This is a genomic window from Streptomyces sp. GQFP (assembly GCF_021545335.1).
Lineage (GTDB): Bacteria > Actinomycetota > Actinomycetes > Streptomycetales > Streptomycetaceae > Streptomyces.
The window spans coordinates 7,351,078-7,375,498 of record NZ_CP089312.1; the positions used below are offsets into that span (position 1 = coordinate 7,351,078).

The window sequence follows — 24,421 nt, forward strand, 5'->3', positions numbered from 1 at the left end:
CCCTCTTCGTGAGGTAGGCCAAGGAGTCATTGTCGCCCCCAAAGCATCGGTGGTCGTTGCATCAGCTGACGCCTGGCCGTCTCGCATGCGGCGATACACCTCCCCCCTCAGTGAGGCACTGAGCGAGGCTCGCCCCAGCCGTGCCGACAGCCCGCAACATCGTGGACAGCACCGATTCCGGCAGGGAGCCGCGGCCGAGGCAGCCGTCGTGGACGATCGCCTCCAGCTCGCGGCGTGACCACCCGCCAGCCGGTGGAGCGGGGTGGCGGAGGATTTCGCGTGCTGCGTACGCGTCCCGCGCCTGCGTGGTGTCGCTGACGATCGCGTCGTACAGCGGGCGTGCGAGGACTTCGCAGCCTTCCGGCGCCAGATCGATCGCCGCCAGGACCAGCCGCACCCGGAACATGCGCAAGTGTGGCGGGTCAGGCTCCAGCGCATCCCGCACGGCGATTGCCGTGGCGGCGAACCCTTTTGCTGTGGCGCGGCCCGCCAGGTGGTCGGCGTAGTGGCGGAGGATCTGCGCGACGGCTTCCTCCCATGGTTCGGTGATCGTGGCCTTGTCGATCAGGGAATTGGCCGTGTCCTGTGCGTCCGTGTGCAGGCTCGCCACGACGTGTGCTTGCCTGCTGCCGTACAGCCGCTCGGGTTCCTTGTCGTAGACGGTCGCGTGCTCTGCCGCTTGACGCCATTGGCCGGCGGCGACCAGGAGCCGGGTTCCGTCGTCCAGCAGGAGGTCGTGGAGCCAGGGCCGGATGTGGTTCAAGGTGGCTTCGGTGGTGAAGCCCGTGAGGCCGATGGATTGTCCGTGGACGGTCACGGTACCGCCATCGTGTGCGGCGCGGTGCACGCTCATGAGCTGCTGATGGGCGGCCTGTGGGTCGCCCGTTCGGGCGGTCAGTCGTACGAGGTTGACGATGGGCTGGAGGCTGGCGATGGCGGTGTCCCCGGTGACGGGCCATGCGGCCTGGAAGAGACGGAGCTGACGAAGGCAGAGGTCTGTCGCCAGGTCGGTCAGCCCGCAGTCGGAGGCGATCAGCGCGGACAGGTTCCAGGTGGCGCAGGCGAGGTTGATCCGGTCGAGGAGGGGTCCGTCCTGCGCCGACTTCTCCCCGCAGGTGCGGACTTCGTCGATCCGGGCGGCGAAGTTGCGGTAGACGAGGTGGGATCGGCTGACCAGGGGGAAGCGCCCGGAGAGCCGGCGGAGCCTTTCCAATGGGGGCTGTGGCGGCGCGGTCACGGCATCGGCCTTTCCGTGGGGTCAACGGGATGCAGGATCGCGGTATGTGCCGCGTGAGCGAGAACGCTCTGGGTACGGGCGGGCAGGCCGAGCCGGTTCCAGTGGAAGATCACGTGGTAGGAGAGGACCTCGCGCAGGCCCCGGTCGAGGACTCCGTCCCGGGCGGCTGTGCCGAGGTCTCTTCCGGCCTGCCGAAACGCGCTCACCCAGTCGGCGGCGGGTTTGAGAGCGCGGTCGGACTGGAGCATGGGGCCAGCGGGGCTGGTGTCAGCGAGGAGTAGCTGTCGGAGGCTGTCGGCCATGGCGTGGACTTTGGCGGCCGGAACGTCTGAGGGAAGAGGACGTTCCCGGGTGACGCGGTGCCAGACGTCTCCTTGCTCGTACCACTCCAGTCCGGCGGCGCGCATCAGGGTCGCGCACAGCAGCAGTGACAACTCCCGGCGGCCCAGCTCGCCATGGCCGGTGGTGAGGATGGCGTGGCTGTCGGCGTGGAACAGGGTGTGGGCGATGGTCATGCTGATGTCGCCGCCGAACGCTGCGGTTTCGGGCTCGTAGATACCGGGCCACCAGCGGTGGATGTGCCCGGCGGCCGTGAGTTCGTCGAGCAGGCCGGCCAGCGCCAGGGGAAGCTGCTGCGTCCCGACGGCCGGGAGCAGCCGCATCCGCCAGCACGGGTGCTTACGGATGAACCACCACCCGGTGATCAGACCGTCCTGTTGGGCCAGGTCCAGAACGGGGACGAGGTGGTCGGAGGCGGTCTGCTCGGCCTTGTCCCAGTCGGTGAACTGGATGTACAGCTGACGCCACGCCGGAGGTCCCGCCTGCTGGGCCAGGGCCTGTTGCCCGGCCTGCTGGTAGACCGCGACGGCGGCGTCCAAGTCGGCGGGCTCGAGTCCGGCGCGGGCTGCGGCGGTGTTCATGTCGGTGCCGGCCAGGACGTCCAGTACGGCGTGCAGGGTCGCGTCCAGGAGGGAGGGTTGGTTCAGCCGATCAGTAGGCATGCGTCCCATCCCGAGGTCGGCGCGGCGTCGTGGGCTGCGGTGTTCAGGGCGAGGGCGGTGCCCGCGTCGCCTTGCAGGAGGCCGGGGTCGCCGCCGGGACGGGCGTGCTGGGTCAGGGCGGCGGCCAGGTCGGGCAGGGCGGCGCGCAGAGCCGGGCCTGCGGCGTCGCGGGCGGCGCGGAAGGTGGTCTGGTAGACGCCCGCCCAGCCGTGGCACAGGCCGGCGTCGGTGATCTTGGATAGCTGATCGGGGTCGGTCAGGCAGTGGACCAGGGCGTCCTCGTACAGGTGCTGGCGAGCCGTGTCGCGGCGGGCGAGGGCGGCGAGCTGTCCGGCGCGGGCGATGCCAGGGGTGCCGTAGCACCAACTGGGCCGTCCCGGGCCGCGTTGAACGGGTCGGCCGGCGCGGAGTTCACCGAGGTGGAGGTGCTCGGGCCACCAGGAACCGGCGGGGCCGTCCTGCCGCCAGGTGTCGAGCCAGTGAAGGATGGTGTCGACGGCGTCTTCCTGGCCGTCGATCCTCACTCCTTGGCGCAGGGCGCGGGCAAGGAGCAGTAGGGGGCCGCCGATCCCGTGGGCGGCACCGAAGTTGGCGTGGCCGGCGGGGACGGTGGATGGGGTGAGGTCGGGCTGGTGATCGACCCACCAGCCGGGCAGCCCGCCCAGGTCGTCGTGTCGGATGGGGCGGGTCAGTTGTACGAGGTAGGCCAGGACGCGTGCCATCGCGGTGCCGGACGGGGACCGGCGCAACAGGTACGCGCCGATGCCGGTGAGCCCGTAGAAGATGTCGTACTCGTGGAAGCCGGCTGGACGGCCGTGGCGGATGCGAGTTTGCGCTGCGTCGCATCTGCGGTGGGCGAGTTGAGCCACGTGGTGGTCCAGGACTGCCAGCGCGTTCTGGTACCGGGGTGCCTCGGCGGTGACGGCGCAGTTGAGCATGAACGCTGCCGCGGGTGCCCCCAGGTACAGGCCGCTGGTGTCGGCGGCGCTGACGGGGGTGGCGACGGCGGTCTTGATCCAGGGGTGTGCCTGCTGCCATGTGCCGTCCCCGGTGCGGGCGCGCTCGATGTGCAGGAGCGCGGATCCTGCGGCGCCGGCGGCCAGGTCCTGCGCCGCCCAAGGCTGCTCTTCAGGCGGCGGGAGGGGGGTGGCTAGGTGGCGGGCGTAGGTGTCCGCCAGCACGGCTGGGTTGGTTGCGGTGGTCACGGCTGCCGCTCCCGGTGTCGCAGGGCGCAGGCTCGGGCGAGTCGGCCGGTGGCGCGTTCGTGCTCGGGGTCGACGGGCAGCGCCCGCACGCAGTGCTCGTGGAGCAGCGACAGCAGCACGTTGTCGGCGTTGCGTGCGGTGGACAGTTGCTGCCGGTAGGCGGTCAGGGCGGCGGCGCGCTGCCGCCAGGCCGCGATGACAGCTGGGCCGCCTGGCAGGGCTTGGAGGGCAGTGTGCTCGGGATCGGCCAGGGCGAGGGCCAGTGTGACGCGCTCCCGGGCGAGAGGGCCGCGTTCTTGAGGCAGGGCGCGGGTCAGCCAGTCCGACGCCTGATCTGCGTCGCCGGTGAACCGCACCGTCAGGTCGAACATGCTCGCGGCGGTCAGGGCCTGTCCGATGGCGGCGTCATCCGCGGCGGCACGGATCTGGGCCACGCCGGCGGCCGAGTCCGCGGCGAACACTAGGTGCGCGGCGTCCAGAGCGGGGCCATGCCCGTACGGGCCGGACTTCGGCGGGTGGGTGGTCAACTCCAGGTGGCCCGCCAGACGTTGGCTGCCGAGAGCGTCTGCCCAGCCGGTGACCTGTTGGGCGGCTGCGCCGAAGGCGGCTGGATCGGGGAGGCGAAGGTACAGATCCAGATGCTGGTCGGAGGCCGGTCGGGTGGTGTCGCGATGGCGCCTGAACCACCACAGCGGCATGGTGGCGAACTGGTCGAGCAGAGTGGGCAGGTGGCCGGTCAGGATTTCGTCGTAGCGCTGGGGGTGCGCGAACAGCCGGGCATACAGGACGGTGGGCTGGCTGGGCGTCCCGGTGGCGGCAGCCGGCTCCGTCAGGCGGGGCGGGTCGGCGGGGGTGGAGTTCGTCAGAGGGATCAGGAGCTCGTGGGGGCGGCCGATCCACGCCCAGTCTTGCGCGGTGGTGCTTTCGCGCAGTTCGACCACGCGGTTGCGGTCCGCGCCGGCGCGCAGCAGCGCCCGGTGGATGCGCTGGTCGAGGTCGAGGGGCAGCTGCTGGCCGTCTTCGACCAGAGCAAGGCGATCGGGGACGCAGAGCCGTTCACGCCACCGGGCCAGTGCCTTGTCCCAGTCGGCCATGGGGGCGGACCGGCCGGGCAGTTCCTCGGCGGACAGCAGCCAACGGGCAGGCGTGAGGATCGTCCGCTTGTACCGCACGCGTGGCAGGTAGGGCAGGGTGGCGGCGACGCCGAAGGTGAACGCCCGGTAGGCGGCGCTGCGGGCGGTGGTGATCTCCGCCAGGAACCGGGCGAGCGGCGGTGTGTGGACGGACGCTTCCAGCGCGTGGGTGACGCGGGGCTCGACGTGCTGCCCCGTTGACCTGCGCACCAGATGGAACCGGCGGGTATCGGCGGTCACCGCCAGGTCGTCGAGCGGGATCACGCCGGGGCCGGGCTCGTGGTGCTGGCCGAGAGGGATGGTGAAGGGCAGGACCTGCACGGTGCGGGTGATGTTCTCGTTGCGGCGCCGGCGAGGGGCGAACGACAGCTGCGCCGCGATGGCGCCGGGTCCGGCGGTCGCATACGAGTCGGTGAGCGCGCTCTGCGCGGACGGCGGGAGCAGGTGCGCGAACCGGCCGAGCATGCTGCTGCCGGGGCGGGGGGCTCCGGTGACCAGCAGCCGGTAGTCGCCGCACTGCACGGCCTCCAGAGTGGGGGCGTGGATCTCCACGGCGAGCTCGGCCCGGGGCACGGGCAGCAGCGGTTCGGTGTGGTGGGCGGTCAGGTCGGCGATCGTGGCCCGGGTGAGGACCAGCTCACGCCTCCCGTCGAGCATCGCCTCCTGGAGCAGGCGCAGGATCTTCTCGTCCCGGTCGGTCACCTCATATGGCGGGCGGGCGCGCTCGGACCCCAGGAAGCCCGCGGGCAGGCCGAGGCCGCTATCCGCGACCAGATCCAGTACGGGCACGAGGGCCTCGTTGCCGTACCGGTCGAGGAACCGCTGGTGGTAGTCGCGCCATTGCGGATACCCGTACGGATGAGGTGACAGCTGGTGCATGACCTGGGCTGCCTCGGCGGCTTCGGCCAGGAGGGCTTCGGGGATGTGGGCGGTGCAGTCCAGTGCGGCGTCGACCAGCAGCGGGACGCGGCCGGTGGCACTCACGTACTGCATGCTCTGCGTCAGCGGGTCGCCGAGCGTCCAGGGGGCGACGGTGTCCGGGTGATTCAAGCCGCCCCGGATCGAAGCGAGGTGGGAGGCCAGCTCTGCGATGTCGGGTATGCCGGTGGCGTCTGCTTTCTCCAGCTCATCGCATATGTGGGCGAGCGTGTCGACGGACGTCATTGGGGGCCACAGACTGCTGATCAGGACGTGCTTGCTCAGTAGGTCGCCGATCAGGCCGGCGAGCTGCTCGGGGCGCGCGGTGGGGAACTGCCCGGACAGACGGTGCACGAGCAGCTCGTACGGGACCGGGGTGCGGGCAGCCTCCAGCACGGCGGCCACGGGCCGGGTGAGGCGGACCGACAGCTCGACGGGGGCGTAGCCGGAGGTGTGCGCGTCGGCAGGCATCCCGTCCACCACGTGCCGGTTGCCGCGGGGGCGGCCGGTGTTGTTGGCCACGACCGTCAGCCGGGCCACCAGAGCGGGGTGGCTCTCCAGGCGGGTGATGACGTCCGTCAGCCAGTCGGAGTCAGGACGCAGAACAGTCCGGTACCCCTCACCCCACAGAATGCGGGCGGCTTGAGCGGGCTCAGCGGGAGCGACCCCGGCGAATACCCCGAACGGGGTGGGCCGGTGGTTCCACCGCAGGAGGTACGCGGCAACGGACCGGACGGCCCGCCTGATACGGCGGTCGTCGGTGACGGCGCCGTTCAGGATCTCGGCGACGCGCTGACACAGGACGGGGCTGGCCGCGGACAGCGCCGTCGGCACTGGAGCGCGCCATACCTCGTCCAGCCACCGCCGACCGCGGATCGCGGCGTCGTCACCGTGCAGGTCAAAGTCCGGCACAGGGATCGGCTGTGAAGCGGTGGAGGCGCGCAGCAGCATTCCGGGCTGCCACTGATACGTGAGGGGTATTCCGTGGGCCACCGGTGTCCCTTCCTGTTGTGGGGTGCGCGGATGGGTGGAGCCGGGGCGGCAGCGATGATCGGCTGCCGCCCCGGCGGACGCCACGTGTCAGGCGGCGTCCTCGATGGAGGACTGGCAGGCGCTCGCCCCGTTCACGCAGGTGTTGCCGCAGCCGTCGCTGGTGGGGCACATGAAGACGGTGAGGGGGCTCTCGGAGATGACGACCCGGATGTCGAGCTCGAAGTCGTCATCGGCGAGGGCGTCGACCGGCAGGCCGAGCGGGGCCGGGACGCTGTGCAATACGGCGGTGGTCATGTGATCACTCTCTTTGTCCGATGGGATGGTGCAGAACGCCCTGACCCAGCGCCGCGGTTCAGACGGCCGGCCAGGAGATCGAAATCCGGCTGTGCCTCTTGTCGATGATCCGGTCGCCGGTGATCCGGTCATCGGGCGTGCCCGCCGGGTAAACGGCGATGCGTGGCCCGTCAGTGCCGCGGACCTTTGCGCCCCAGGTGCGAAGGATGTCGGCGATTCGCTCAGCGAACTCGGCCGCGTCGGGCCCGAAGGCGTGGACCCCGTACTCTGCGGTCTTCTTCTCGCTGTCGCGGCGCACGACGGTGTAGGCGAAGTGCGGCCCGTCGATGGCGACCATGGACCAGCCGCTGCCCGTGGGACCGATCCTGCCGGCGGCCAACTCCGGGTCGGTGGACATGAAGCAGTAGGTCGGGACCCGCGTGGACAGATACATCTGGAGGGTGCCGATGGGCTCCTGGCTGGCGACGGTCACCCCGGTCCACGTCTCGGCGCGAGCGCTGTTCAGGACGCCGTCCAGCAGCGACGGGTTGGCGGGCAAGCCCTCGTCGAAGCGCAGCGTCACGCCCTCCTCGCCGGGGAACTGCATGACCTGCTGCGCGTGGGAGCCGGCGCCCTGTGCCGCCACGAAACCGCACACGTGGGCGCTGGTGGCGACGAGATGGTCAGCCCGCCGGACGAACCCGTACGTGCGGGTCAGGCCGTTGATGCGCAGCGGCACGACGAGCCGGCCGTCGTCCTTGAGCTGGTCGATCCAGGCGGGCGGGATGTCCCAGGCGCCGACCGTTACCACGATCGCGTCGTAGGGGGCGTGCTCGGGAAGGCCGTTCTCGGCGTCGGCGACGACGACGTTGACGCCCGTGTAGCCGGTCTCGGTGAGGAACCGCTGGGCTCGGTCTGCGGGCGCGGGGTCGATGTCGACGGTGGTGACCTGACCGGTGGGCCCGACCAGTTCCGCGAGGTAGGCGGCGTTCGGCCCGTTGGTGCCGATCTCCAGCACGTTGTCGCCCGGGCGGATGCCGGCCTGCTCCAGCTGCATCGCTTGGATCTGTGGAGCGGACACCGAGCTGGTGTGATTGCCGTGCTCGTCCTCCTGGGTGATCACGGCGTTGTATGTGCTGTAAGCGTTCTCCAGTGGCGCCTCCGGTACGGCGAGGTGCCGGGGCACCTTGCGCATGGCGGCCTCGACCGCGGGCGACACGATCGTGCGGTCCTCCTTGAGCTGGTCGACGACCTTGTTGCGGAGCTGGGTGGCCTCGTCGGGGGCCATGGTCACATCGGTCATAGAGGGGTTCCTTACGGGGCCTCGTGCGCCTTCGCCTCCGGCGTCGGCGCCAACTGCGTGGTGGTTCGGTGATGGATGCCAGCTGGTGGAAGCCGACTGTCGTTCAGTGCCGCAGGGGCAGCTCCTGGATACGTTCGAAAGTGGAGGTGTGGCGGCCGGTTTGGTGCGTCTCCGTCACCAGCCACACGAACTCGATGTGTGCGACCACGTGATGGTGGGCGGGGCGCAGTCTGGAAAGCCCAGCGGCGCGGATCATGCCGACGGTCAGCTCAGAGCACTGGTTCTGGGCGGGCGTGGTCGGTAGCCGGGGGTTGAGTCGGTAGTAGGTGCCGAATCGGAACAGCGCTGGTGTCACGGCGGACTCCTTCGCGCATCGCCGTGTGTGCGCGGCCGAGGCGGGCGGGAGGAATCCACGGGGTAGCGGTGGGCGGGTGGATGATCGATGGGCAGGTCGGGGCGCCAGCAGCGCAGGACCTGTGCGGAGGGCACGAACAGTGGGCTGGGCAGGGAGTCCAGCGGGTGCCAGCGCCATTCCGCGACGGTCTTCGGTTTCCTGGTGGTCGGTGTGCCGTCGAAGCGGCGGATCACGACGGCGGCGGTGAGGCGTTTGATGTCGTGTCGTGCGTCCAGGAGCAGCGCGAGGACCCGGACGTCCTTGGGATCTGCCACGAGGCCGGTCTCCTCGGCGAGTTCACGCATCGCCGCGCCCTCGATCGATTCGACCGCGGAGGCCGATGCGTCCACTTTGCCGCCGGGTAACTCGTGGGTACCCAGGCGGTGTTGGCCCATCAGCACGTGGCCGTCCGGATTGGTGACGATGACGCCGACGCCCAGGGCCGCCTGTGGGAGAGGTGACCACTGGCTGCGTTCCTGTGTCACGACTCGGGGCGTGTCGGGGTGGATGAGGCGGCGGGCCTGGATGAGCTGGACCACGACGGGGTTGTCGGTGTCCGGCGCGTGCAGCAGTTCGATGGACTCGACGGCGAAGCCGTTCTCGGCCAGGAGCCGCTCCCAGACGTCGGGGGCGAGAATCCACATCTGCACCGGGATCGGTGGGGTCTGCGCCAGCCGTATCTCCTCCTGGCGGGAGGCGACGGTTGAGGAGGGACCCAGCCCGTCGAGATTGGTGTGCAGGGTGGAGAACACCAGCCGCCCGCCCGGCCGGATCCCGTCCCTCAGCATGGGCAGCAGCCTGCACGGATCGATATAGGAGAGGCCGTGCACGGAGTACACGAGGTCGTAGGGCTCGGTGTCGCGCAGGTGTGCCACGGCGTCACCGAGGAGGAACCGCACGCCCGGCAGGTAGGTGAACCGGTGGCGGGCGCGCTGCTGCTGGGTGGCGGAGATGTCGATGGCGTCGATGAAGGCCGAGTGGGCGCGGGCGAGGTGCGCGGCGTGGACGCCGGCTCCGGAGCCGATGTCCAGCACGCGGTGTCCGGCGATGTTGCCCAGGACGGTCGTACCGGGGCCGGTTCCCCAGAATCCCCAGTCGATCTCGGTGACTTCCGGTGGCCTGTAGCCACGGTCGAGCTGCCGCTGCCCGTACTCCAGCCAGCCGTCCTCGTTCACCTGTTCCGGTGTCACGGAATCGGGGGTGCTCACGCCGCGTCCTTCCGCAGGCGGTACAGGGTGCGGTGGCCGCGTTCGACGAGTTCGGGGTCGCCGTGGGCCGCGCCGTACTGGATACCGCTGAGGGCGTCGAGCGCTGACAGGCCCTGCAATGCCCGGGCCTCGTCGGGCGACAGCGAGCGGGCGTAGCCGTCGAAGATGGCTGCCTGGCGGGCCGGGGCGTTCGCCCAGGTGTCGGCGATCCGGATGAAGTCACTGACGAGGGGGCCGACTTCGGCCCGCTCGAAGTCGATGAGGGCGAGCAGCATGCTGTCGTCGAGGAGCAGGTTGCGCAGTTGGATGTCGCCGTGGCGTGGGCCATGGGGAATGGGCGGCAGGGTCGTCAGGCGCTGGGCGAGGCGGCGGATCAGTTTCTCCTCTCCCGGTTCCAGGAGTCCGTCGGCCGCGGCCAGGTGGCGGTCCAGTTTCGCCAGGCCGCCCACGGCGGGCGCCATCATGGCCGGCTCGCAGGAGTGCAGGACGCGCAGGAGCTGTCCGAGCTGGCGGTAGACCGCCTGCCAGGTCGGCTCGTTCAGGTCGGCGCCGTGAAGATTGATCCCGGCATGGGCGGTGACGACGGCGGCGAACTGGTCGGGGTCGGCGGCCACGAGCTGGGGTGCGTGACCCCGGCCGAGCGCGGGAACCCAGCGTCGGTAGGCCGCCACCTCGCGTTCGTGGAACGTGGTGTTCTGGTGCACCTTGAGGAACCAGCTGCCGCCGCTACGGCCGGTCAGCTTCCACACGCGGGATCCTTCGCGCGCCCAGGACGAGTCCGTGACGGTGTGCAGAGGGCCGATGGCCTGTTCGGCGAAGTCGGAGAGCTGTTCGCCGAGCATGGCGCGCGCGTCCGGAGCCCGGCTGGGCAGTGGGTAAAGGCGGCTGGGCCCGGCTGGATCGTAGGCGATGGGGTCGCCCGGCTCCTGGAGGTGAAGGGCCGCGGTGTGGCCATGACGGTACGCGTCCAGGCCGGCACGGCAGTAGGCGACCATGTCGACGGGAGGCTCGTTGAGGGGGAACCAGCCGAGTTGGGAGCAGCGGTCCGGCTCGGCGATGCGCGGGTGTCCGAACCACTGGGTGACCTCGAAGAACCAGCCAGTGCGGTTCTCGCCCCCGGGAGAGCGGTGCTGCATCACCAGCGCGAACCGGACGTTCTCCGGGCGGATGAGGACCCCGAGTTCCTCTTCGGCTTCGCGGATCAGCCCGGTGACCACGTCCTCGAAGTCGCCGTCGAGATGCCCGGACGGCATGTGCAGCAGCCCCGAGGCATAGGTGTCGCCCGCCCGCCGGCTCAGCAGCACCTCGCCGCTACGCCGCAGGATGAGATGGACGTCGACCGGTTCCCGGTGGCGCTGCACGATGTCGTCCCCGCCCCGATGCGAGGCTACCTGCCCGTTCACCGCTGGCCTGCCAGACGGGGGTGCGGCCGACTCGCATCCGGGCACCGCGGCGTGGCGTCGGTGAACTGTCCCACAACGGGGTTTACGGGAACGCGCGAGAAGGCGGGGGTGTTGGGCATGCGGATCTCCGGGGTGCAGACGTGACGTCCAGCGTCAGTGACCGCGACGCCCGGGTGCCCGTTTCCGGACGCCACGGAGTCTAGCCGGAACACCAAAGGGAGTTGGCTGGTCACCGGCTTGATCACGCCGGTCTGCTGATCACACAGCTCGGCCATGCGCGGCCTCCTTTCGGGCCGTGCCGGCGTACGACGCGGCTTGGGGCAGGACTGGGTAATCGAGTGCCAGTGCCTGTGGAGCGGTCAGGCCCGGGGAGGTCAGCTGCCAGCCGTCGAACAGCCGGGCGATCTGTTCCTTCGTCCGCAGGTGGACGGGGCAGCCGGCCGCCGTCATCGTCTTGGCGAATCGGCGCACGGGTTTGCCCGAGACGTCGGCGGTGGCGTGCGTGATGACGAGAGCGCTGCCGGTGGCGGCGACGTGTTTGTACTGGTCGACGAGGACGGTCAGGGGCTGCGCCGCAGTGTCCTTGATGTAGTGGAGCACGCTGCCGAGGAGAAGGATGACCGGTTCTCGCCAGTTGATCGTCTCCAGGATTTCTCTGGAAGCGAGAATCGACTCGGGGTCGCGTACGTCGGCGCACAGGCTCTCGACGACAGCGGGCGCCTTGGCCGTCATCATTTCTTCGGCGTGGGTGTGCACCAGCACGTCGTTGTCGATGCACATGGCGCGGGCATCGGGATGAACGCGGGTCAGGACATCCACCGGCGTTGGCCCGTGAGGAAGGCCGCAGCCGAAGTCAACCAGCTGCCGGACGCCCGCGATGGCCAGGGCCTGCACCATCAGGAGCACGTACATACGCTCGTGACGGACGGCGCTCTCCAGGAACGGCATACGGTCGGCAGCCCGAAGGGCCCCCTCACGGTCGACGATGTAGTGGTCTCGCCCGCCTAGCAGGTAGTTCTGCATCCGGGCGCTCGACGGCCGTGCCTGCAACTCGGCGATCGCTCCGGAAGGGTGGAGAAGCATCGGGTGGTCAGGGCGCATGCCGCTCCACCCCTCCGGTGATCGTGTGGAGTTCGGGCAGACGCCACGACGGACCGTCCGGTGCACCGAGCCACAGCGTGTGTTCCATCTCCGTGATCGTCACGCCCAGCTGCTCCACCTCTGGTTCCCCGGCCGCGTGCCACTGACCGAGCGCGTCGAACAGATCGGAGCCGAGATCACGCGGCCCCCACTCGTAGACGCGAGGGGAGTGCAGGAAGACCACCGCCCGAGACGCCTGGTGGTCATGAATACGCAAGCGGTCGGCAACATCGCCTTCGAACTGCGCAACACCGCGCACCACCTGCATTCGAAGGTCAGGGCGAAGCAGACCGGCGAACAACCGGGCCGCCAGCCGTACGTGCGCCCCCCTCGCGTCGGCTTCCGACGCCCTCGGGCTGCCCTGCGACTCGACGGAGATGCCCTCACCAGGACGGTGCTCGCGAAGCCACACGGTCTGATGAGCCGGTCCAGCGTGGAAACGCCCACTGGCCGACGCCCCGTCCCGCGCCACGGTCAGGACGAGCAGCGTGCTGGATCCGCCCAGAGCGGTACGGACGGGCAGACACAGCCGGCCACCCGGACGAATCCGGGTGACCCACTCCCACGGCACATGCCGCACCGCACGATGGGACAGGAGCCCGTGGAACGAACCCGCCGGCCCCATGACCCCGGCCTCAGACCCGTTGACCACCCGAACCCGCGGGTAGGGGCGTAGGCGCTGCCGGGCGATCTCGGCGAGACGTTCTGTGTCCGCGACCGTCACCACCTGGCCGCCCTGGAGAAGGTGTTCCAGAGAGGCTGCAGTCCAGCCGCAGTCCGTGCCGACCTCGGCAACGGTCATCCCTGGCTCTGGAGCGAGCGCGGCCAAGCGCGCCGTGGCGTCTTCCTTGGACGGGATCACTCCCGTGACGATGCCCGGGCCGCCCTCCCCACCATCGTCCACGTCGAACACGAGCATCTCGGAGCGATGGACGAACTTCGCCCACTCGCCCGCGTTCTTGCTCCGGTCCACCCTGCGCCAGCGACCACCTCGGTGCGTACGGATCACGTTGGGCACGAAGTCCTGTCGCCGATCGCAGGTGAACACGTCCCCCGCGTGCTCGTGAACGTGGGCTCTGCCCGGTCGCAGGCTGCTGGCCTCGACGCGGGCGTTCATGCCTGTCCTGCCACGGAAACGACGTCTCCGGAGTTTTCACGGCCGCTCGCGGGGCCCAGAAGGCGGAACTGCCACCCTCGCGTGACCGCGTGCGCGGCCGAGGAAGCCCCCAGCGCCCGCAGCAGACGTCGAGCGTCCTTGCGCACGTCGTCCAGCACACGCTTCGCGTCGACCGCGATCTCCTCGACAGTCTTTCCGCCGGCGAGCCCTGCCAGGACGGTGCGCTGCTCCTTCGGCAGTTCGACGTCGTAGGCCACGAGCATGGGGACGTCCAAGTGCCCGTGCCGGTAGGCGAGGTCCACCATGCCCGCCCGCTCCGAAGTTCGGAGCTTTCCGCCGATCCGGAGGATGTACGTCTTGACCGTGCTGTCGGACACTCCCATGTCGCAGGCCGTCTCTGCGGTCGTCCTTCCCTGCGAGATGCCCAGCAGAGCCTCCCGCTCCTGAGAGGAAAGCGGTGGCGAGATGGTCTCGTCCGGGGCTGGCATGGTCGTACTCCTTCGGTGTTCTGGCACAGTCGTCGTCTTATCGGGGCCGGCCCACTTCGCTGGTCAGCTGGCTGGGGCGTGTGCTACGACCGGCCGTAGAACTGCAGGGCGAGTTCGGCGAGGACACAGACGGTGGGGAGGCTGATGGCGGCAGCGAGGAGGACGGCGCCCCAGTGCGCGCGAGCCTGTCGCCAGCCACGCCGAAGGCGCCCTGGGGCTGGCTCGTCTTTGCGGGGCGAGCCCGAATTCGGTGGGGAGGCCGGAGCCCGGTGAATCCGTTGAGGGTGCGTCGCGCGATAGGACCTGGCCATGTCACTCACCGTCCCTCTCGCAGTCCTGTTCGGCGTAGCGCAGCAGGGCCTCGGTGTGGACCGCGAGACGGAATGCGTGCTCCCTCGCCGCCCTGAGTCCCTCGCCCGGAGGGACGTCGCGGGCCTCCTGAGAGCGCTCGATCACTTCACCGCATGCGGCCCACCCCCGACTCCCGGAGGCGAGTGATTCCAAGTGGATCGAGACGTAGGGGACGAGCGTCGTGACGTAGCCGCCGAGCGCTCGCGTGACCGCCGCGAGGGTAGGCGGATGCGGGTACACCCCCGCTTGCTCCCAGGACTTCGCCGCACGAATGGCCTCGCGGATACGCGTCGAATCGAACCCAGCGCACACAGCCCTGTCCCAGCCATCGACCACGTCGTCAAAGGCGTCGACAGCAGGAAGGACGGCGAGCAGCTCACGCCCGACCTCGGACATCCGCCGGTGCAGGAACGCCGCACGCCCGGCGTCGCCGGGAATCTCTTCGTCGAGCAGGCCACGCACGCGTACGACCAGTCGATCATCTTCCAGAGGAGGCTCGTTGGCATCGACGGGAACAATTGCTCCGAGAAGTCGCATCAAGTGGCCGCGCATGAGCAGTAGTTGAACGTGTCGCTCGTCCGGGTCTTCGCTGACGGAGGCAGCCTCAGCGAAGACCAGTCTGGTCACTTCGCGGTGAAGGGCCTCCTGCACCGCGAGAGGCGACGGTCCGGGTGCGAGGGTTGATACAGCGGTCCTCAGGTCACGGCCCAGTTCCCTGAATGAGCCCTCCGGCCAGGACACGCCGTCCACCTGCCCACCGCCGACTGCGGGGGCCGAGGTTGTGGTGCGAGGCATAAGGACAACTCCAATAGCGAGATCCGAAGTTGGCGATCGGGATGTCGCCTCGGCGGCCCCCAAAGAGGAGCCGCCGAGGCATTTCGAGCCGCCACTCGCCGACAAGGGCGGTTCGTTCAAGGAAGACACGGTGCGGTGAGTTACACGGGCATCGTTCAGGGAGTTCGGAGACGCCGGTACCGCCGCACAGGACTTGGGCGGGACGTCCTGGGACGTCCCGTTGCCGGGATCACTATCGGGGCCAAGTAACCCACCTGCGGTGTGCCGTTGAGGCTGAGGCGTTCTGTTGTGGCTCTCAGGTGGCGCTGTTGAGGACATCGGAGGGGATGGGGATGCAGCTAGTGGATTCATCTCGTCGGTGGAGCGTCGCTGGCTCAGTCCTGCTGCGGTTTCAGGCGTGACTGGGGTCATCACGACCTCCTTGCAGGGACGCGGAAGACGCACCATGTCGTCCTGCCGTCGTCGCTGACGCCCCACTCTCGTGAGAGGACGGCGATGAGGAACAGGCCGCGTCCCGACAGGTCCTCGTCGTCAGCGGGGCGCAGTGTGGCTGGGGTGGGGTTGTCGTCAGTGACCTCGATCCGCAATTCGCCGTCGGGGTACTGGATCCGAAGTCCCACGTCTCCGGTTCCGTGTTCGAGTACCGGTAGGCCACTGGCGAGGTGTCCGCTGAACGGATCCTTCTCCAGTGGCCCCCGGTCCGAACCCGCCGTGCACCCTTTCGATGCAGCGGGCTCTCCAGTGACTTGTGCGTGTTCCTCATCCTTGGTCCGCATGGATCCCTCCGTGGCAAGGCGGGCAGACCACGAGAGTTCTGCGCCGCTTCTTGAGCATCAGCTGTGCCCATGCGGTCCGTTCACCCTTGCCGTGAAGCCCTGCGAGGGAGCGAACTTGGTGTACTTCCACCGAAGATCGCTCATCGCAGAGTTCGCACCATCCCTTGCGGAGCCGGTCGATGAGCTGACTGCCGCGCGGGCGGCTGCGGGGGGTGAACTGGGTGGGCGGCAGGTCGTCGATGACGGCCGTCCGCTTGCGGGTGAGGGGAATACCACCGAACCGTGCGATCAGTGGTTTTCTGCCTGGCCGTTCGACCCGGGCCTCGAAGCACCTGCGTGGTCCTTGGGGTGTCTTGATGGTGGTTTTGTACTTGTTGGCCATCGTCGTCACCCTCGACCGGTGCTTGGCGGCCAGGGTCTTGAGCAGGGAGGTCAGCATGACCCCCTTGAGCCGGTCGAGTCTCCAGACGTCGCCGGCCAGCAGGTAGTACTGAACGATGCCCCGGTACTGCGCTCCGTAGATGCCGACGATGTCAAGGGGTGTGCATACGGTCAGCGGGAGCAGGTGCGCGGGTTTTCCGTGCTTGAGGAAGGGGGCGCATTTGGCTTTGATCACGTCCTTGGGCACCCGGAGTTGGATCTTCCCGTTGATGGAGCGTGCACCACGGTTGATGCGGCCGCCCCGGGAGATCTTGTCGTCGGCGTGCTGGACGGTGATCTCGTAGCCGAGGAACCGTGCGGCCTGGGTGCGGCCGTGGGTGATCAGGGTCTTGTCCTGGTTCAGTTCCAGCTTGAGGTCATCGCGCAGGAACTCGACCAGACGTTGTTTGATCGTCTCGGCTTCTGCCTTGGGTCCGGTGAACCCGAGGAGGTGGTCGTCCGCGTAGCGGATATAGCGCAGTCTGCGGTAGCCGGGATCTTGTGGATCACCGGCCGGAAGGCTGCGTAACTGCTTGCGCCATGCGCGGACTTGAGCGGACTCGGTGTGCTCCTTTCGGTAGGCGAGCCGCTTCCTTTCGGCGTTGATCGCGTTCTCCAGGTCTCGGTATGCCTGGTTCTTGCGCCTGGCTTTCCCTCGGGTGTATTCCGGGATGAGAACTGTCTCGACGAAGGTGTCCAGCCGGTCCAGGTAAATATTGGACAGGAGAGGGGAGAGGACGCCGCCCTGCGGGGCTCCCGACAAGGTGGCATGCCATTTCCAGTCCTCCAAGTATCCCGCCTGGAACATCTGTTGAATCAGGCGTAGGAGCCGGTTGTCGTGGATCTTCTCCGCCAGGATCGCCGCCATGACGTCATGGTCGAGCGATCCGAAGCAGTCGGAGATATCTCCCTCGACGAACCAGGTCGTCCCTGTCCAGTTGTATGTCACCTCGGACAGCGCCGTGTGACAGCCCCGGCCGGGACGGAAACCGTGTGAACGGCCAGAGAAGCGGGGCTCGTAATACGCCTCCAGCAGGAGGCGGATCACTTCGCCCACGAGCTTGTCCGACCAGGACGGCAGGCCCAGCGGCCTCAATTTCCCGTTGGACTTCGGGATGTGTGTGCGCCGCACGGGTTTGAAGCGGTAGCGCTCGTGGCGCATGGCTTCGATGATGCGTCCGATCTTGGCTTCGGACATGCCGTCCGCGGTCTCCCCGCAGACCCCGGGGGTCATCGCACCATGGTTGGCATAGATGCGCCCGTAGGCGAGCAGATACAGGTTCGGGTTGAACAGCTGTCGATACAGTTCGCTGCACGGCAGGCCCTGCCTGCCGCGTTCACGCAGGACATCAAGTACCGTTTCGGCGTTCTGCATTACGCATACCTCCCAGCATCGTGATGTCCGATCACCTGGCCCCCTTCGCCCTGTGAGCGGCTTTCCCGCCCGCCTTGGCAGGTCGTTACTCCTGCGACTACTACGGGGCCTCCGTCACCATGGGGCTCGCGCCCTTTAGGTGATCCCATGTTCATCTCTGTTGTACGTATCTAGCGCGACTTAGGCGCCCCACTCATCTCCTTTAATTCCCTCACTGGGAATCATTCCGCGACCCGAAGGGTGCGATGGATATGCAATTACTCCACCGCAGGGTGCGGCGCCGGTGACAAGTGCAGATTTCCGGCGGATGTTACACATTGCATCCTTTGGAGATTGGGGTTCAGGCAGTACAGCTTTCGCCATATCGCGCGGGTCCCTCAGCGCCTCGCTTCCGCACTTGAACACGAGCGCTGATTTTCTGGCATGCTACGGTCCCCTTTTCCTTTCGGATCCAGGTAAGCCATCGGACCCAGGAACCTCCCTTCAGTTCCTCCCGGTTGGACCGGGGATACAACAGAGCGCCTCATGGCGCACTGGCGTTGGTGACCAGCTCGGAGACGGCGAGCACGATGTTCTCGGCCAGTTCGCCGTTCACGTTCCACAGGCGCAGGAATTCGCGGGTGGTCCGGCGTGCCTGTCTGACAAGGGCTGGGGCAGAGGCGAAGGCCAAGTCGAAGGCACGCGACGTCTGCGGCGGCGCCTTCGTGGCAGCCGGCGCGACGGCTGTAGCGGGGCTCATCGAGGGCCTCCCGAGTGGGCGGTGTGGGGGATCGTGCGGCATGCGTCGTCATTGCGTCGCGTGACACGCCTCGGTCCGTCGATCACCAGACGTGTTCGCACGGTGACAAGCGAACACCGTGTGGCGCCGCAAGGGGAAGGAAGTTTCAACGAAGTTGACCCGTCAGTAACTCTGATTGGGGTGCCGGAGGAACGGACGGTCCTGAGATGCTGGGCGGCATGGCAACTCTTGATGGAAACCCCGTGTCCGCAGACGACTTGCTCCCCCTGGCTCTGACCAACTTCGGTCACTTCACGTCCATGCGCGTCGATGGCGATGGCAGCATCCGGGGCCTCACGCTGCACATGGAACGGCTCGTACGGGACTGCAAGACCGTGTGGGGCGCGGATCTGGACACCGCACTTGTTCGCGATTACGTCCGCCGGGGCCTGGAGGGGCAGAGCGGCCCGTGCGTCGTCCGAGTCACGGTGTACGACCCGAAGGTCGAGATGGGACACCCGGTCGACGCTGATGAGCCGCACGTGATGGTGTCCGTGCGCAGTGCCGGCGCCCTGCCCCCAGAACCGCTGCGTGCCATGAGCGTGCCGTACGAGCGTGACCTGCCCGAGGTGAAGCATGTCGGTCTCTTCGGTGCCCTGCATGCCCGAGGGGTAGCGCAGCGCGCAGGGTTCGGCGACGCCCTGTTCGTCGGCCGCGAAGGTCTCGTGAGCGAGGGCGGCACCTGGAACGCTGCCTTCATCGACGGCAACGGGACGGTGGTGTGGCCGCAGGCGGCCGTCCTGCCCGGTGTGACGATGGCCCTCCTCCAGAAGCACGCCAATGGCGTCGAGCACCGCACCGCCCCCGTCACCCTCGATCAGGCCAAGCGCATGGCGGCGGGCTTCGCGACGAACACCAGCATCGGGGTTCGGGCTCTGTCGGCGATCGACGACAAGGAACTGCCGACCGAACACCCCGTGCTGGCTGCGCTCCGTGAGACGTACCTGTCCATCCCCGGCGAGACTCTGTAGCCGTAGGGGGCGAGCGTGACAACGGGGGTCACACGGTGGACCGGCCGGGAAGTCGCCTTGCTGCGCGAAGCGCTGCGCATGAACGGCAAGGACTTCGCCGCCAAGGTCGGCATCAGCACCAGGCAGCTCGTGAACTGGGAGGGGCGGGGTGAGTCGATCAAGCCCCACCCCAACAACCAGGCCGCGCTGGACACCCTGCTCTCCACGTCGTCCCCCGACACCCAGTGGCGGTTCGCTCAGCTCCTCACCGAACAGGCCGCGGTGGGGCACGACGAGCGAACCGAGGAGCTGCTGCGCCGCGACCCGCGCACCATAAGACATCCGGTCGACGGCAAGGTCATGGTGCTGATCGAGGAAGGCATCTACCTGTCTGGCGCAGAAGATACGTCGATTTGGGTGGACGCGTACAGGATCGACGTCTACCCGACGACGAACCTCGATTACGAGCAGTTCATCCGCGACACAGGGCACCGGCCCCCGCAGCACTGGACCGGGCGGCGCTGCCCCAGCGCCCTGTACGACCATCCCGTGGTCTGGGTGACGTGGCACGACGCTGACGCGTACGCCCGCTGGGCGGGCAAGGCGCTGCCCACCGTCAACCAGTGGGAGAAGGCGGCCCGCGGCCCGAAGGGGCGCGCCTACCCCTGGGGCAGCGATCCCACCGCCGCGAAGTGCAATACCGCAGAATCGGGCATCGGCGGCACGACGTCTGTGACTCGCTACCAGTCCGGAGTAAGCCCATACGGGGCTTTCGACCTGTGCGGAAACGTGTGGGAGTGGTGCTCTACGCCGGGAATCGACGGGCCGGACCGGTACCAGCTGAAGGGGTCCGCGTTCAGCAGCCCGTTCGAGCGTGGCGCGCCGGCGCTCGCGAACGCGGCCAACTCCACGATGAAGGACAACGACACCGGGTTCCGCTGCATCGCAGCCGCCCAGTAGCTCGGCGCTGGGCGAGGCCGTGGTGAGCCAGACCGAGCGTGCGCTCAGAGCGTGACTGTCCTCGGGAAGAACTTCGGCCTTCTCTCGGGCAAGAAGGAGAGAGCCTCGACCCGACAGCCTGGCTGCGTTGCAGAGTCGGTCTCGCCTCAGCCAAGCTCCGGCCGCCGGGATGGCCCTCCTCGTGAGCAGGGGCGGTGCCGCCCTGCGGAACGTCGTCATGGGCCCATCGCATCGCGTGTCCGGGCCCCGGACCAGGGGAATCCGGAGGGGGAAAAATCTGTCAAGGGGGGAAACTGGAGGGGGAACTGAAGCCATGATTGGATTCCGCCCCCGGACAGAGGTCACACTCATGGCAGATCCGTTCGCCGAACTGCTCCTCCGGCTCCGGAAGGACGCAGGCCGGACACAGGAGCAGCAGGCAGCCGCCATCAACGCTGTCTCCGGCCGGGACACCATGACCCGTCGAGAGATCAGCCGCTACGAGCAGTTCGAGAACATCCCGACCAACCACACGCTTGAACAGATCGCGGCGGCCTGCGGCGTCTCATCCGAGGACTTGAGGCGGGAGGCCAAGGACGCTCGCGCCAGGAAGAGAAAGGAATACGCCCGTGAAGAGGAGGACCAGGAGGACGTGAAGCGCCGCACGATGCTGGGGGGCGCCGCCATCGGAGTGAGCGCGGCTGCCGAGCCATGGGGACGGCTGGCCCTCGCCCTCAGTAAGGGTTCCAAGGCCGACGCGCCTTCCGTGGCCGCTCTCGTCGACCGAGCCGCTGAGTTGCACATCCAAGAACTCGGAATCAGTGCACGCCGGTTGCAGCGCACGGTCGAGTCTCACCTTGACGCGATCACGGCTGCTTTGCCCCGTGCCGGCGAGCACGAACGGGCTCTTACGATCGCCGCCGGAGAAACCGCAGCCCTGGCCGGGTGGGTGGCCTGGGACCTGGGGGAGACCAACAAGGCTGATGCCTATTACCAGGTCACGTCGGAGTGTGCATCGGCTGCCGGACACCCTCCGCTCCGAGCCCTGGCCCTGACCTACGCCAGCTACGGAGCTCCGACGCCCAAGGAGAGGCTGAGGCTTCTTTCCCAGGCATCCCAGGACGTTCGAGGCCACGGCAACGCCACGGCCGCCGCCTGGGTGCTCGGCAGGCACGCGGAGGAGGCCGCGGCGCTCGGCGACGACACAGAGGCACTGCGTGCGTTGGAGCAAGCAGTCTTCGCCTACGATTTTGCGGATCACACAAGCGAGCAGGCGTGGGTCCGCTTCGTGACCCCTTACCGCATGGACTCACTGGCACTCTCCGTGTACGGACAGCTGGGACGATCCGAGCTGACGGCCACGGCCGACACCGCCATCGAACGCCTCGGGGATGGCCTATCGGATGGAGGCGTTGTCGTGCTCGGCGACCTCGCTTCCGCGCTGCTCCGCGGCGGAGATATCGAGCAAGGTGTCTACGTAACACGTCAGTTTGCGGCTGCGAGCCAGGCCAAGCCCAACACGATGGGCAAGGAGCGCGCCCGAGCCATCGCGACTTGGCTTCCCGACAACGAGCGAGAACTTGCCGATCACCTCAGGAAGTTCGCGTCTTGAGGCTCGGGCCATACCCAACGCAGAACTCGCCGAAGACGCGAGCGCGTCAGCGCTGGGTCGTCTCCTCAACGACCCAGGACAAGTAAGCGCTCGATCCGCCTGTCACGGGAAGGGTGACCCACTGCGGCACCTCGTACGAGTGCCTTTCGGACACCCACGCCTCCAGCTCCGGCAGCCGGCCCACGGTCGTCATGTACGAGATCCGCCACTCGCGCGCCGTCTCGATCTCGCTCTTCCACCAGTAGACGGCGGTGAACGGCGCGTCGATGTGAGCGCCGGCTGCCAGCTTGCTCTCAACCGCGCCCCGAGCCAGTGCCATCGCCTGGTCCTCGTCGTCTATGGTCGTCTGCGCAATCACGATGTCGGTCATGCCACTACCTCTCAAGCCGGGAGTAGCTGACCCTATCCAGCGGCTTCCCATGGGTGCTGCGCAGGTACCAGACCACGAGCTGACCAGAAGGCGCACGGGCCCGATGCTGCACTCATCCGGAGAGTTGGAGACTCGGGGCAGGGATGGATGCCGGTGACCTCCGGCGCCCGTTGCCCGTAACCGCTGGGATCGACCCGCGAGGACGCGCAGGCGACATCCCTTAGCCGCGGCTCGGCTGCCCGGTCGTCGTCGTACGCAGCGACGCGCCCGACGCTCCGGAGAACCACCGCAACGAGTGGAAGCGTCGCGAAGACCGATTTACCCAACGGCCGTAGGGCTCAAGGTAGATAGACTCGGCGGAGTCCGGCAACGGGCACCCGAGTCGCTGCGGTCACAGGCGGCGTACGCATTGTTTCCTCATGCTCGGGAGGCCCCGCTGTGTCGTGTCTGCTGCCTGCTAGGTGCCGTCGATATCGCCCCGACGCCCTTGCCGAGGCGTTGACCGCAACCATGCCACTACCTGGCACGAGGCCGCGTTCCCAGAACGGATCGTCCCGCACCCGTGGCCCTGCCTTGCGGCCCGTGCGGACAACTGCCCTTCGCCCTAGGCATGTAGAGAAGGAGAAGGTGTTGCCACACCGTTCTGTGATCGGACTTCACTTAGTCCTGGTTCGGGGGGACCGGGTGTTGCTCGGTCTCCGTTCGGGCACTGCTTGGTGTGACGGATGGTGGCATGTTCCAGCTGGCCATCTTGAGGAGGGGGAGTCCTTCCTCGCCGGCATGGTCCGTGAGGCTCGGGAGGAGCTGGGCATCGCTCTTGAAGAGGCGGACTTGGTGGTCGCGCACACGGTCCATGACTACGACCCCAAGACTCGCGAGAGTCGGCTCCAAGTCTTCTTCACCGCCAATCAGTACGCCGGGCGGCCTCATGTCGCAGAACCGGACAAGTGTGCGGAGCTGCAGTGGTGGCCGCTCTCGGCTCTGCCGGAGAGGCTCGTGCGCTACACCCGCCAGGCCCTGATCTGTATTCAGCGGGGACAGAGCGCGAGCACGGTGGGGTGGCCCGATGCCTGCTGACGACGTGCGCGAGCCGGTGGGGTTGATGGCGCCGGAGGACTATGCGCGCTCACGCGCTGTCTTCTGGGGCGGGGCCGCGGTGCTGTTCACCGACGCAGAGGGCAGGGTTTTGACCCTGGATCCCGCGTACCGGCCTGGAAGGCTGCTGTTGCCCGGTGGAGCCGTGGACCAGGCGGAGCGGCCCTCGGCCGCGGCGGTGCGCGAGGTGGCCGAGGAACTCGGGCTGTCCGTCGGCGTACGCCAGCTCCTGGCGGTCGACTGGGTCGGCAAGGGCAATCCGGAATTCGGGAAGGTGTACGGCTTTCCCGGTGAAACCGTCTCCATCTGGGACGGTGGCGTCCTAGCGGAGAGTGACATCGCCCGGATTCGCTTGCCCGAGGACGAGATCACCTCGTTCGACTTCCTTCCGCCGGCGCAGGCCGCATCCCGGATGTTCTCGATCGAGGGGCGGCGGATGCTTGCTGCCTTGCGCGCCCGGATCGACCGTGCCGGACCCGTTGTGCTGGAGGACGGTGAGGCTGTCGGGCTCGGTCCGGCGCTGCAGCGATTGGACGTGGTCCCGCGTATTGCGATCGGCTACCAGGACGTCGCCTGGCACCCGGCCATGGATCCCGCTGCCGGCCTTCCCGTGAAGCAAGCGTGGGCGTGGGCCTTCGACCCGCTCGGCCGTGTTGTCGTCCTCGTGGATCCGCGCGACGGCCATGTTGTCCTGCCCGGCGGAACGGTCGAAATGGACGACGACGGGCCGAAGGCGGCGGCACTGCGTGAAGCCGCCGAAGAGGCGGCTCTGCGCCTGCACGATGCCGCCTACCTCGGCTACCTCCTCGATCCGGACGGTGCGGTCTACGGCCCAGGCACCGGGGCGAACGCCCGGGCACGTTACATCGCCCGCATCGATTCCCTGGGGCCAGCGGCGCCGGATGTCGCGACCGGCATTACCTACGGTCGGCTGCTGGTGAGCCCGGTGCAGGCGAGCGAGTTGCTCGGCCTTGGACGCGCCGGAGCCGAACAGGCCGAGTACGCGGCCCGAACGGCGGCGGCCCGCTGGGGAATTCCGCTGAGTCCGCCGCAGGCCGCGATCGAGATTCCCCACACGGGCATGGCGGCCCTCCTGCCCTGACGTCCGCACGTGACGCGCACTCTCGTGCCGGAGTCCTGTCGGCGC

The 24,421-nt window shown here is 68.3% G+C and carries 22 protein-coding genes; 5 read left to right on the forward strand and 17 right to left on the reverse strand.

All coding sequences use genetic code 11. The features are described 5' to 3' along the window. Positions 1–61 precede the first annotated feature (61 nt). The 16 genes from LUX31_RS33320 to LUX31_RS33395 all read right to left on the reverse strand — a co-directional run bounded on the left by LUX31_RS33320 (position 62) and on the right by LUX31_RS33395 (position 18,269). Positions 62–1,237, reverse strand: coding sequence for a hypothetical protein (locus tag LUX31_RS33320; protein ID WP_235479023.1), 1,176 nt, complete (start codon positions 1,235–1,237; stop codon positions 62–64). Next, a complete protein-coding gene (locus LUX31_RS33325) occupies positions 1,234–2,238 on the reverse strand; it encodes a thiopeptide-type bacteriocin biosynthesis protein (RefSeq protein WP_235479024.1) in 1,005 nt (334 codons plus the stop codon). Before LUX31_RS33325 ends, LUX31_RS33320 begins: the two co-directional genes overlap by 4 nt. Beyond that, on the reverse strand, positions 2,220–3,443 hold the full coding sequence (locus LUX31_RS33330; RefSeq protein WP_235479025.1) for a lanthionine synthetase C family protein: 1,224 nt from the start codon (positions 3,441–3,443) through the stop codon (positions 2,220–2,222). Before LUX31_RS33330 ends, LUX31_RS33325 begins: the two co-directional genes overlap by 19 nt. After that, positions 3,440–6,487 (reverse strand): lantibiotic dehydratase, encoded by a 3,048-nt coding sequence (locus LUX31_RS33335; RefSeq protein WP_235479026.1) that lies wholly within the window; start codon positions 6,485–6,487, stop codon positions 3,440–3,442. The genes LUX31_RS33330 and LUX31_RS33335 overlap by 4 nt, the downstream gene beginning before the upstream one ends. An 87-nt stretch (positions 6,488–6,574) precedes the next feature. After that, on the reverse strand, positions 6,575–6,781 hold the full coding sequence (locus tag LUX31_RS33340; protein ID WP_235479027.1) for an FxLD family lanthipeptide: 207 nt from the start codon (positions 6,779–6,781) through the stop codon (positions 6,575–6,577). 58 nt (positions 6,782–6,839) lie between these two features. Next, the gene (gene fxlM, locus LUX31_RS33345) at positions 6,840–8,063 is read right to left on the reverse strand and encodes a methyltransferase, FxLD system (protein WP_235479028.1); all 1,224 of its coding nucleotides are present in this window, start codon (positions 8,061–8,063) and stop codon (positions 6,840–6,842) included. Positions 8,064–8,166: 103 nt separating this feature from the next. Beyond that, on the reverse strand, positions 8,167–8,418 hold the full coding sequence (locus LUX31_RS33350) for a hypothetical protein (protein ID WP_235479029.1): 252 nt from the start codon (positions 8,416–8,418) through the stop codon (positions 8,167–8,169). Then, the gene (locus tag LUX31_RS33355) at positions 8,415–9,665 is read right to left on the reverse strand and encodes a bifunctional class I SAM-dependent methyltransferase/NUDIX hydrolase (protein WP_235479030.1); all 1,251 of its coding nucleotides are present in this window, start codon (positions 9,663–9,665) and stop codon (positions 8,415–8,417) included. Before LUX31_RS33355 ends, LUX31_RS33350 begins: the two co-directional genes overlap by 4 nt. Beyond that, entirely contained in the window at positions 9,662–11,068 is a 1,407-nt protein-coding gene (locus LUX31_RS33360) for a phosphotransferase (RefSeq protein WP_235479031.1), read from the reverse strand. The genes LUX31_RS33355 and LUX31_RS33360 overlap by 4 nt, the downstream gene beginning before the upstream one ends. Positions 11,069–11,326: 258 nt before the next feature. Next, the gene (locus tag LUX31_RS33365; protein ID WP_235479032.1) at positions 11,327–12,169 is read right to left on the reverse strand and encodes an SAM-dependent methyltransferase; all 843 of its coding nucleotides are present in this window, start codon (positions 12,167–12,169) and stop codon (positions 11,327–11,329) included. Beyond that, entirely contained in the window at positions 12,159–13,325 is a 1,167-nt protein-coding gene (locus LUX31_RS33370; RefSeq protein ID WP_235479033.1) for a protein-L-isoaspartate O-methyltransferase family protein, read from the reverse strand. The genes LUX31_RS33365 and LUX31_RS33370 overlap by 11 nt, the downstream gene beginning before the upstream one ends. Next, positions 13,322–13,813 (reverse strand): LuxR C-terminal-related transcriptional regulator, encoded by a 492-nt coding sequence (locus LUX31_RS33375; RefSeq protein ID WP_235479034.1) that lies wholly within the window; start codon positions 13,811–13,813, stop codon positions 13,322–13,324. Before LUX31_RS33375 ends, LUX31_RS33370 begins: the two co-directional genes overlap by 4 nt. A 312-nt stretch (positions 13,814–14,125) precedes the next feature. After that, positions 14,126–14,905 (reverse strand): DUF6415 family natural product biosynthesis protein, encoded by a 780-nt coding sequence (locus tag LUX31_RS33380; RefSeq protein WP_235479035.1) that lies wholly within the window; start codon positions 14,903–14,905, stop codon positions 14,126–14,128. Positions 14,906–15,369: 464 nt separating this feature from the next. Then, entirely contained in the window at positions 15,370–15,579 is a 210-nt protein-coding gene (locus tag LUX31_RS33385) for an ATP-binding protein (protein WP_235479036.1), read from the reverse strand. Positions 15,580–15,718: 139 nt separating this feature from the next. After that, entirely contained in the window at positions 15,719–17,530 is a 1,812-nt protein-coding gene (locus LUX31_RS33390; protein WP_235479037.1) for a reverse transcriptase/maturase family protein, read from the reverse strand. A gap of 523 nt (positions 17,531–18,053) precedes the next feature. Beyond that, complete coding sequence (locus LUX31_RS33395; RefSeq protein WP_235479038.1) at positions 18,054–18,269, reverse strand: ATP-binding protein; 216 nt, start codon at positions 18,267–18,269, stop codon at positions 18,054–18,056. Between the two features lie 218 nt (positions 18,270–18,487). On the opposite strand from LUX31_RS33395, the gene LUX31_RS33400 reads away from it, so the two are divergent. The 3 genes from LUX31_RS33400 (at position 18,488) to LUX31_RS33410 (ending at position 21,809) form a co-directional block, all read left to right on the forward strand. Next, complete coding sequence (locus LUX31_RS33400) at positions 18,488–19,279, forward strand: aminotransferase class IV family protein (protein ID WP_235479039.1); 792 nt, start codon at positions 18,488–18,490, stop codon at positions 19,277–19,279. Positions 19,280–19,294: 15 nt separating this feature from the next. Next, positions 19,295–20,218 (forward strand): SUMF1/EgtB/PvdO family nonheme iron enzyme, encoded by a 924-nt coding sequence (locus LUX31_RS33405; protein ID WP_235479040.1) that lies wholly within the window; start codon positions 19,295–19,297, stop codon positions 20,216–20,218. A gap of 349 nt (positions 20,219–20,567) precedes the next feature. Further along, positions 20,568–21,809, forward strand: coding sequence for a helix-turn-helix transcriptional regulator (locus LUX31_RS33410; protein ID WP_235479041.1), 1,242 nt, complete (start codon positions 20,568–20,570; stop codon positions 21,807–21,809). Positions 21,810–21,855: 46 nt separating this feature from the next. On the opposite strand, the gene cutA is transcribed toward LUX31_RS33410, so the two are convergent. Beyond that, complete coding sequence (gene cutA / locus LUX31_RS33415) at positions 21,856–22,179, reverse strand: divalent-cation tolerance protein CutA (protein WP_235479042.1); 324 nt, start codon at positions 22,177–22,179, stop codon at positions 21,856–21,858. Between the two features lie 510 nt (positions 22,180–22,689). Here cutA and LUX31_RS33420 point away from each other — a divergent pair. Next, positions 22,690–23,256, forward strand: coding sequence for an NUDIX hydrolase (locus LUX31_RS33420; protein ID WP_235480144.1), 567 nt, complete (start codon positions 22,690–22,692; stop codon positions 23,254–23,256). Next, the gene (locus LUX31_RS33425) at positions 23,246–24,376 is read left to right on the forward strand and encodes an NUDIX domain-containing protein (protein WP_235479043.1); all 1,131 of its coding nucleotides are present in this window, start codon (positions 23,246–23,248) and stop codon (positions 24,374–24,376) included. Before LUX31_RS33420 ends, LUX31_RS33425 begins: the two co-directional genes overlap by 11 nt. Positions 24,377–24,421: the final 45 nt, after the last annotated feature.

Excerpts from the sequence above, each read along its gene's own strand:
- LUX31_RS33410 (WP_235479041.1), top strand. The coding sequence starts at position 20,568 with ATGGCAGATCCGTTCGCCGAACTGCTCCTCCGGCTCCGGAAGGACGCA.
- LUX31_RS33390 (WP_235479037.1), bottom strand. The coding sequence starts at position 17,530 with ATGCAGAACGCCGAAACGGTACTTGATGTCCTGCGTGAACGCGGCAGG.
- cutA (WP_235479042.1), bottom strand. The coding sequence starts at position 22,179 with ATGACCGACATCGTGATTGCGCAGACGACCATAGACGACGAGGACCAG.
- LUX31_RS33365 (WP_235479032.1), bottom strand. The coding sequence starts at position 12,169 with ATGCGCCCTGACCACCCGATGCTTCTCCACCCTTCCGGAGCGATCGCC.
- LUX31_RS33375 (WP_235479034.1), bottom strand. The coding sequence starts at position 13,813 with ATGCCAGCCCCGGACGAGACCATCTCGCCACCGCTTTCCTCTCAGGAG.
- LUX31_RS33340 (WP_235479027.1), bottom strand. The coding sequence starts at position 6,781 with ATGACCACCGCCGTATTGCACAGCGTCCCGGCCCCGCTCGGCCTGCCG.
- LUX31_RS33395 (WP_235479038.1), bottom strand. The coding sequence starts at position 18,269 with ATGAGCCCCGCTACAGCCGTCGCGCCGGCTGCCACGAAGGCGCCGCCG.
- LUX31_RS33425 (WP_235479043.1), top strand. The coding sequence starts at position 23,246 with ATGCCTGCTGACGACGTGCGCGAGCCGGTGGGGTTGATGGCGCCGGAG.
- LUX31_RS33400 (WP_235479039.1), top strand. The coding sequence starts at position 18,488 with ATGGCAACTCTTGATGGAAACCCCGTGTCCGCAGACGACTTGCTCCCC.
- LUX31_RS33325 (WP_235479024.1), bottom strand. The coding sequence starts at position 2,238 with ATGCCTACTGATCGGCTGAACCAACCCTCCCTCCTGGACGCGACCCTG.
- fxlM (WP_235479028.1), bottom strand. The coding sequence starts at position 8,063 with ATGACCGATGTGACCATGGCCCCCGACGAGGCCACCCAGCTCCGCAAC.
- LUX31_RS33420 (WP_235480144.1), top strand. The coding sequence starts at position 22,690 with ATGCCACTACCTGGCACGAGGCCGCGTTCCCAGAACGGATCGTCCCGC.
- LUX31_RS33370 (WP_235479033.1), bottom strand. The coding sequence starts at position 13,325 with ATGAACGCCCGCGTCGAGGCCAGCAGCCTGCGACCGGGCAGAGCCCAC.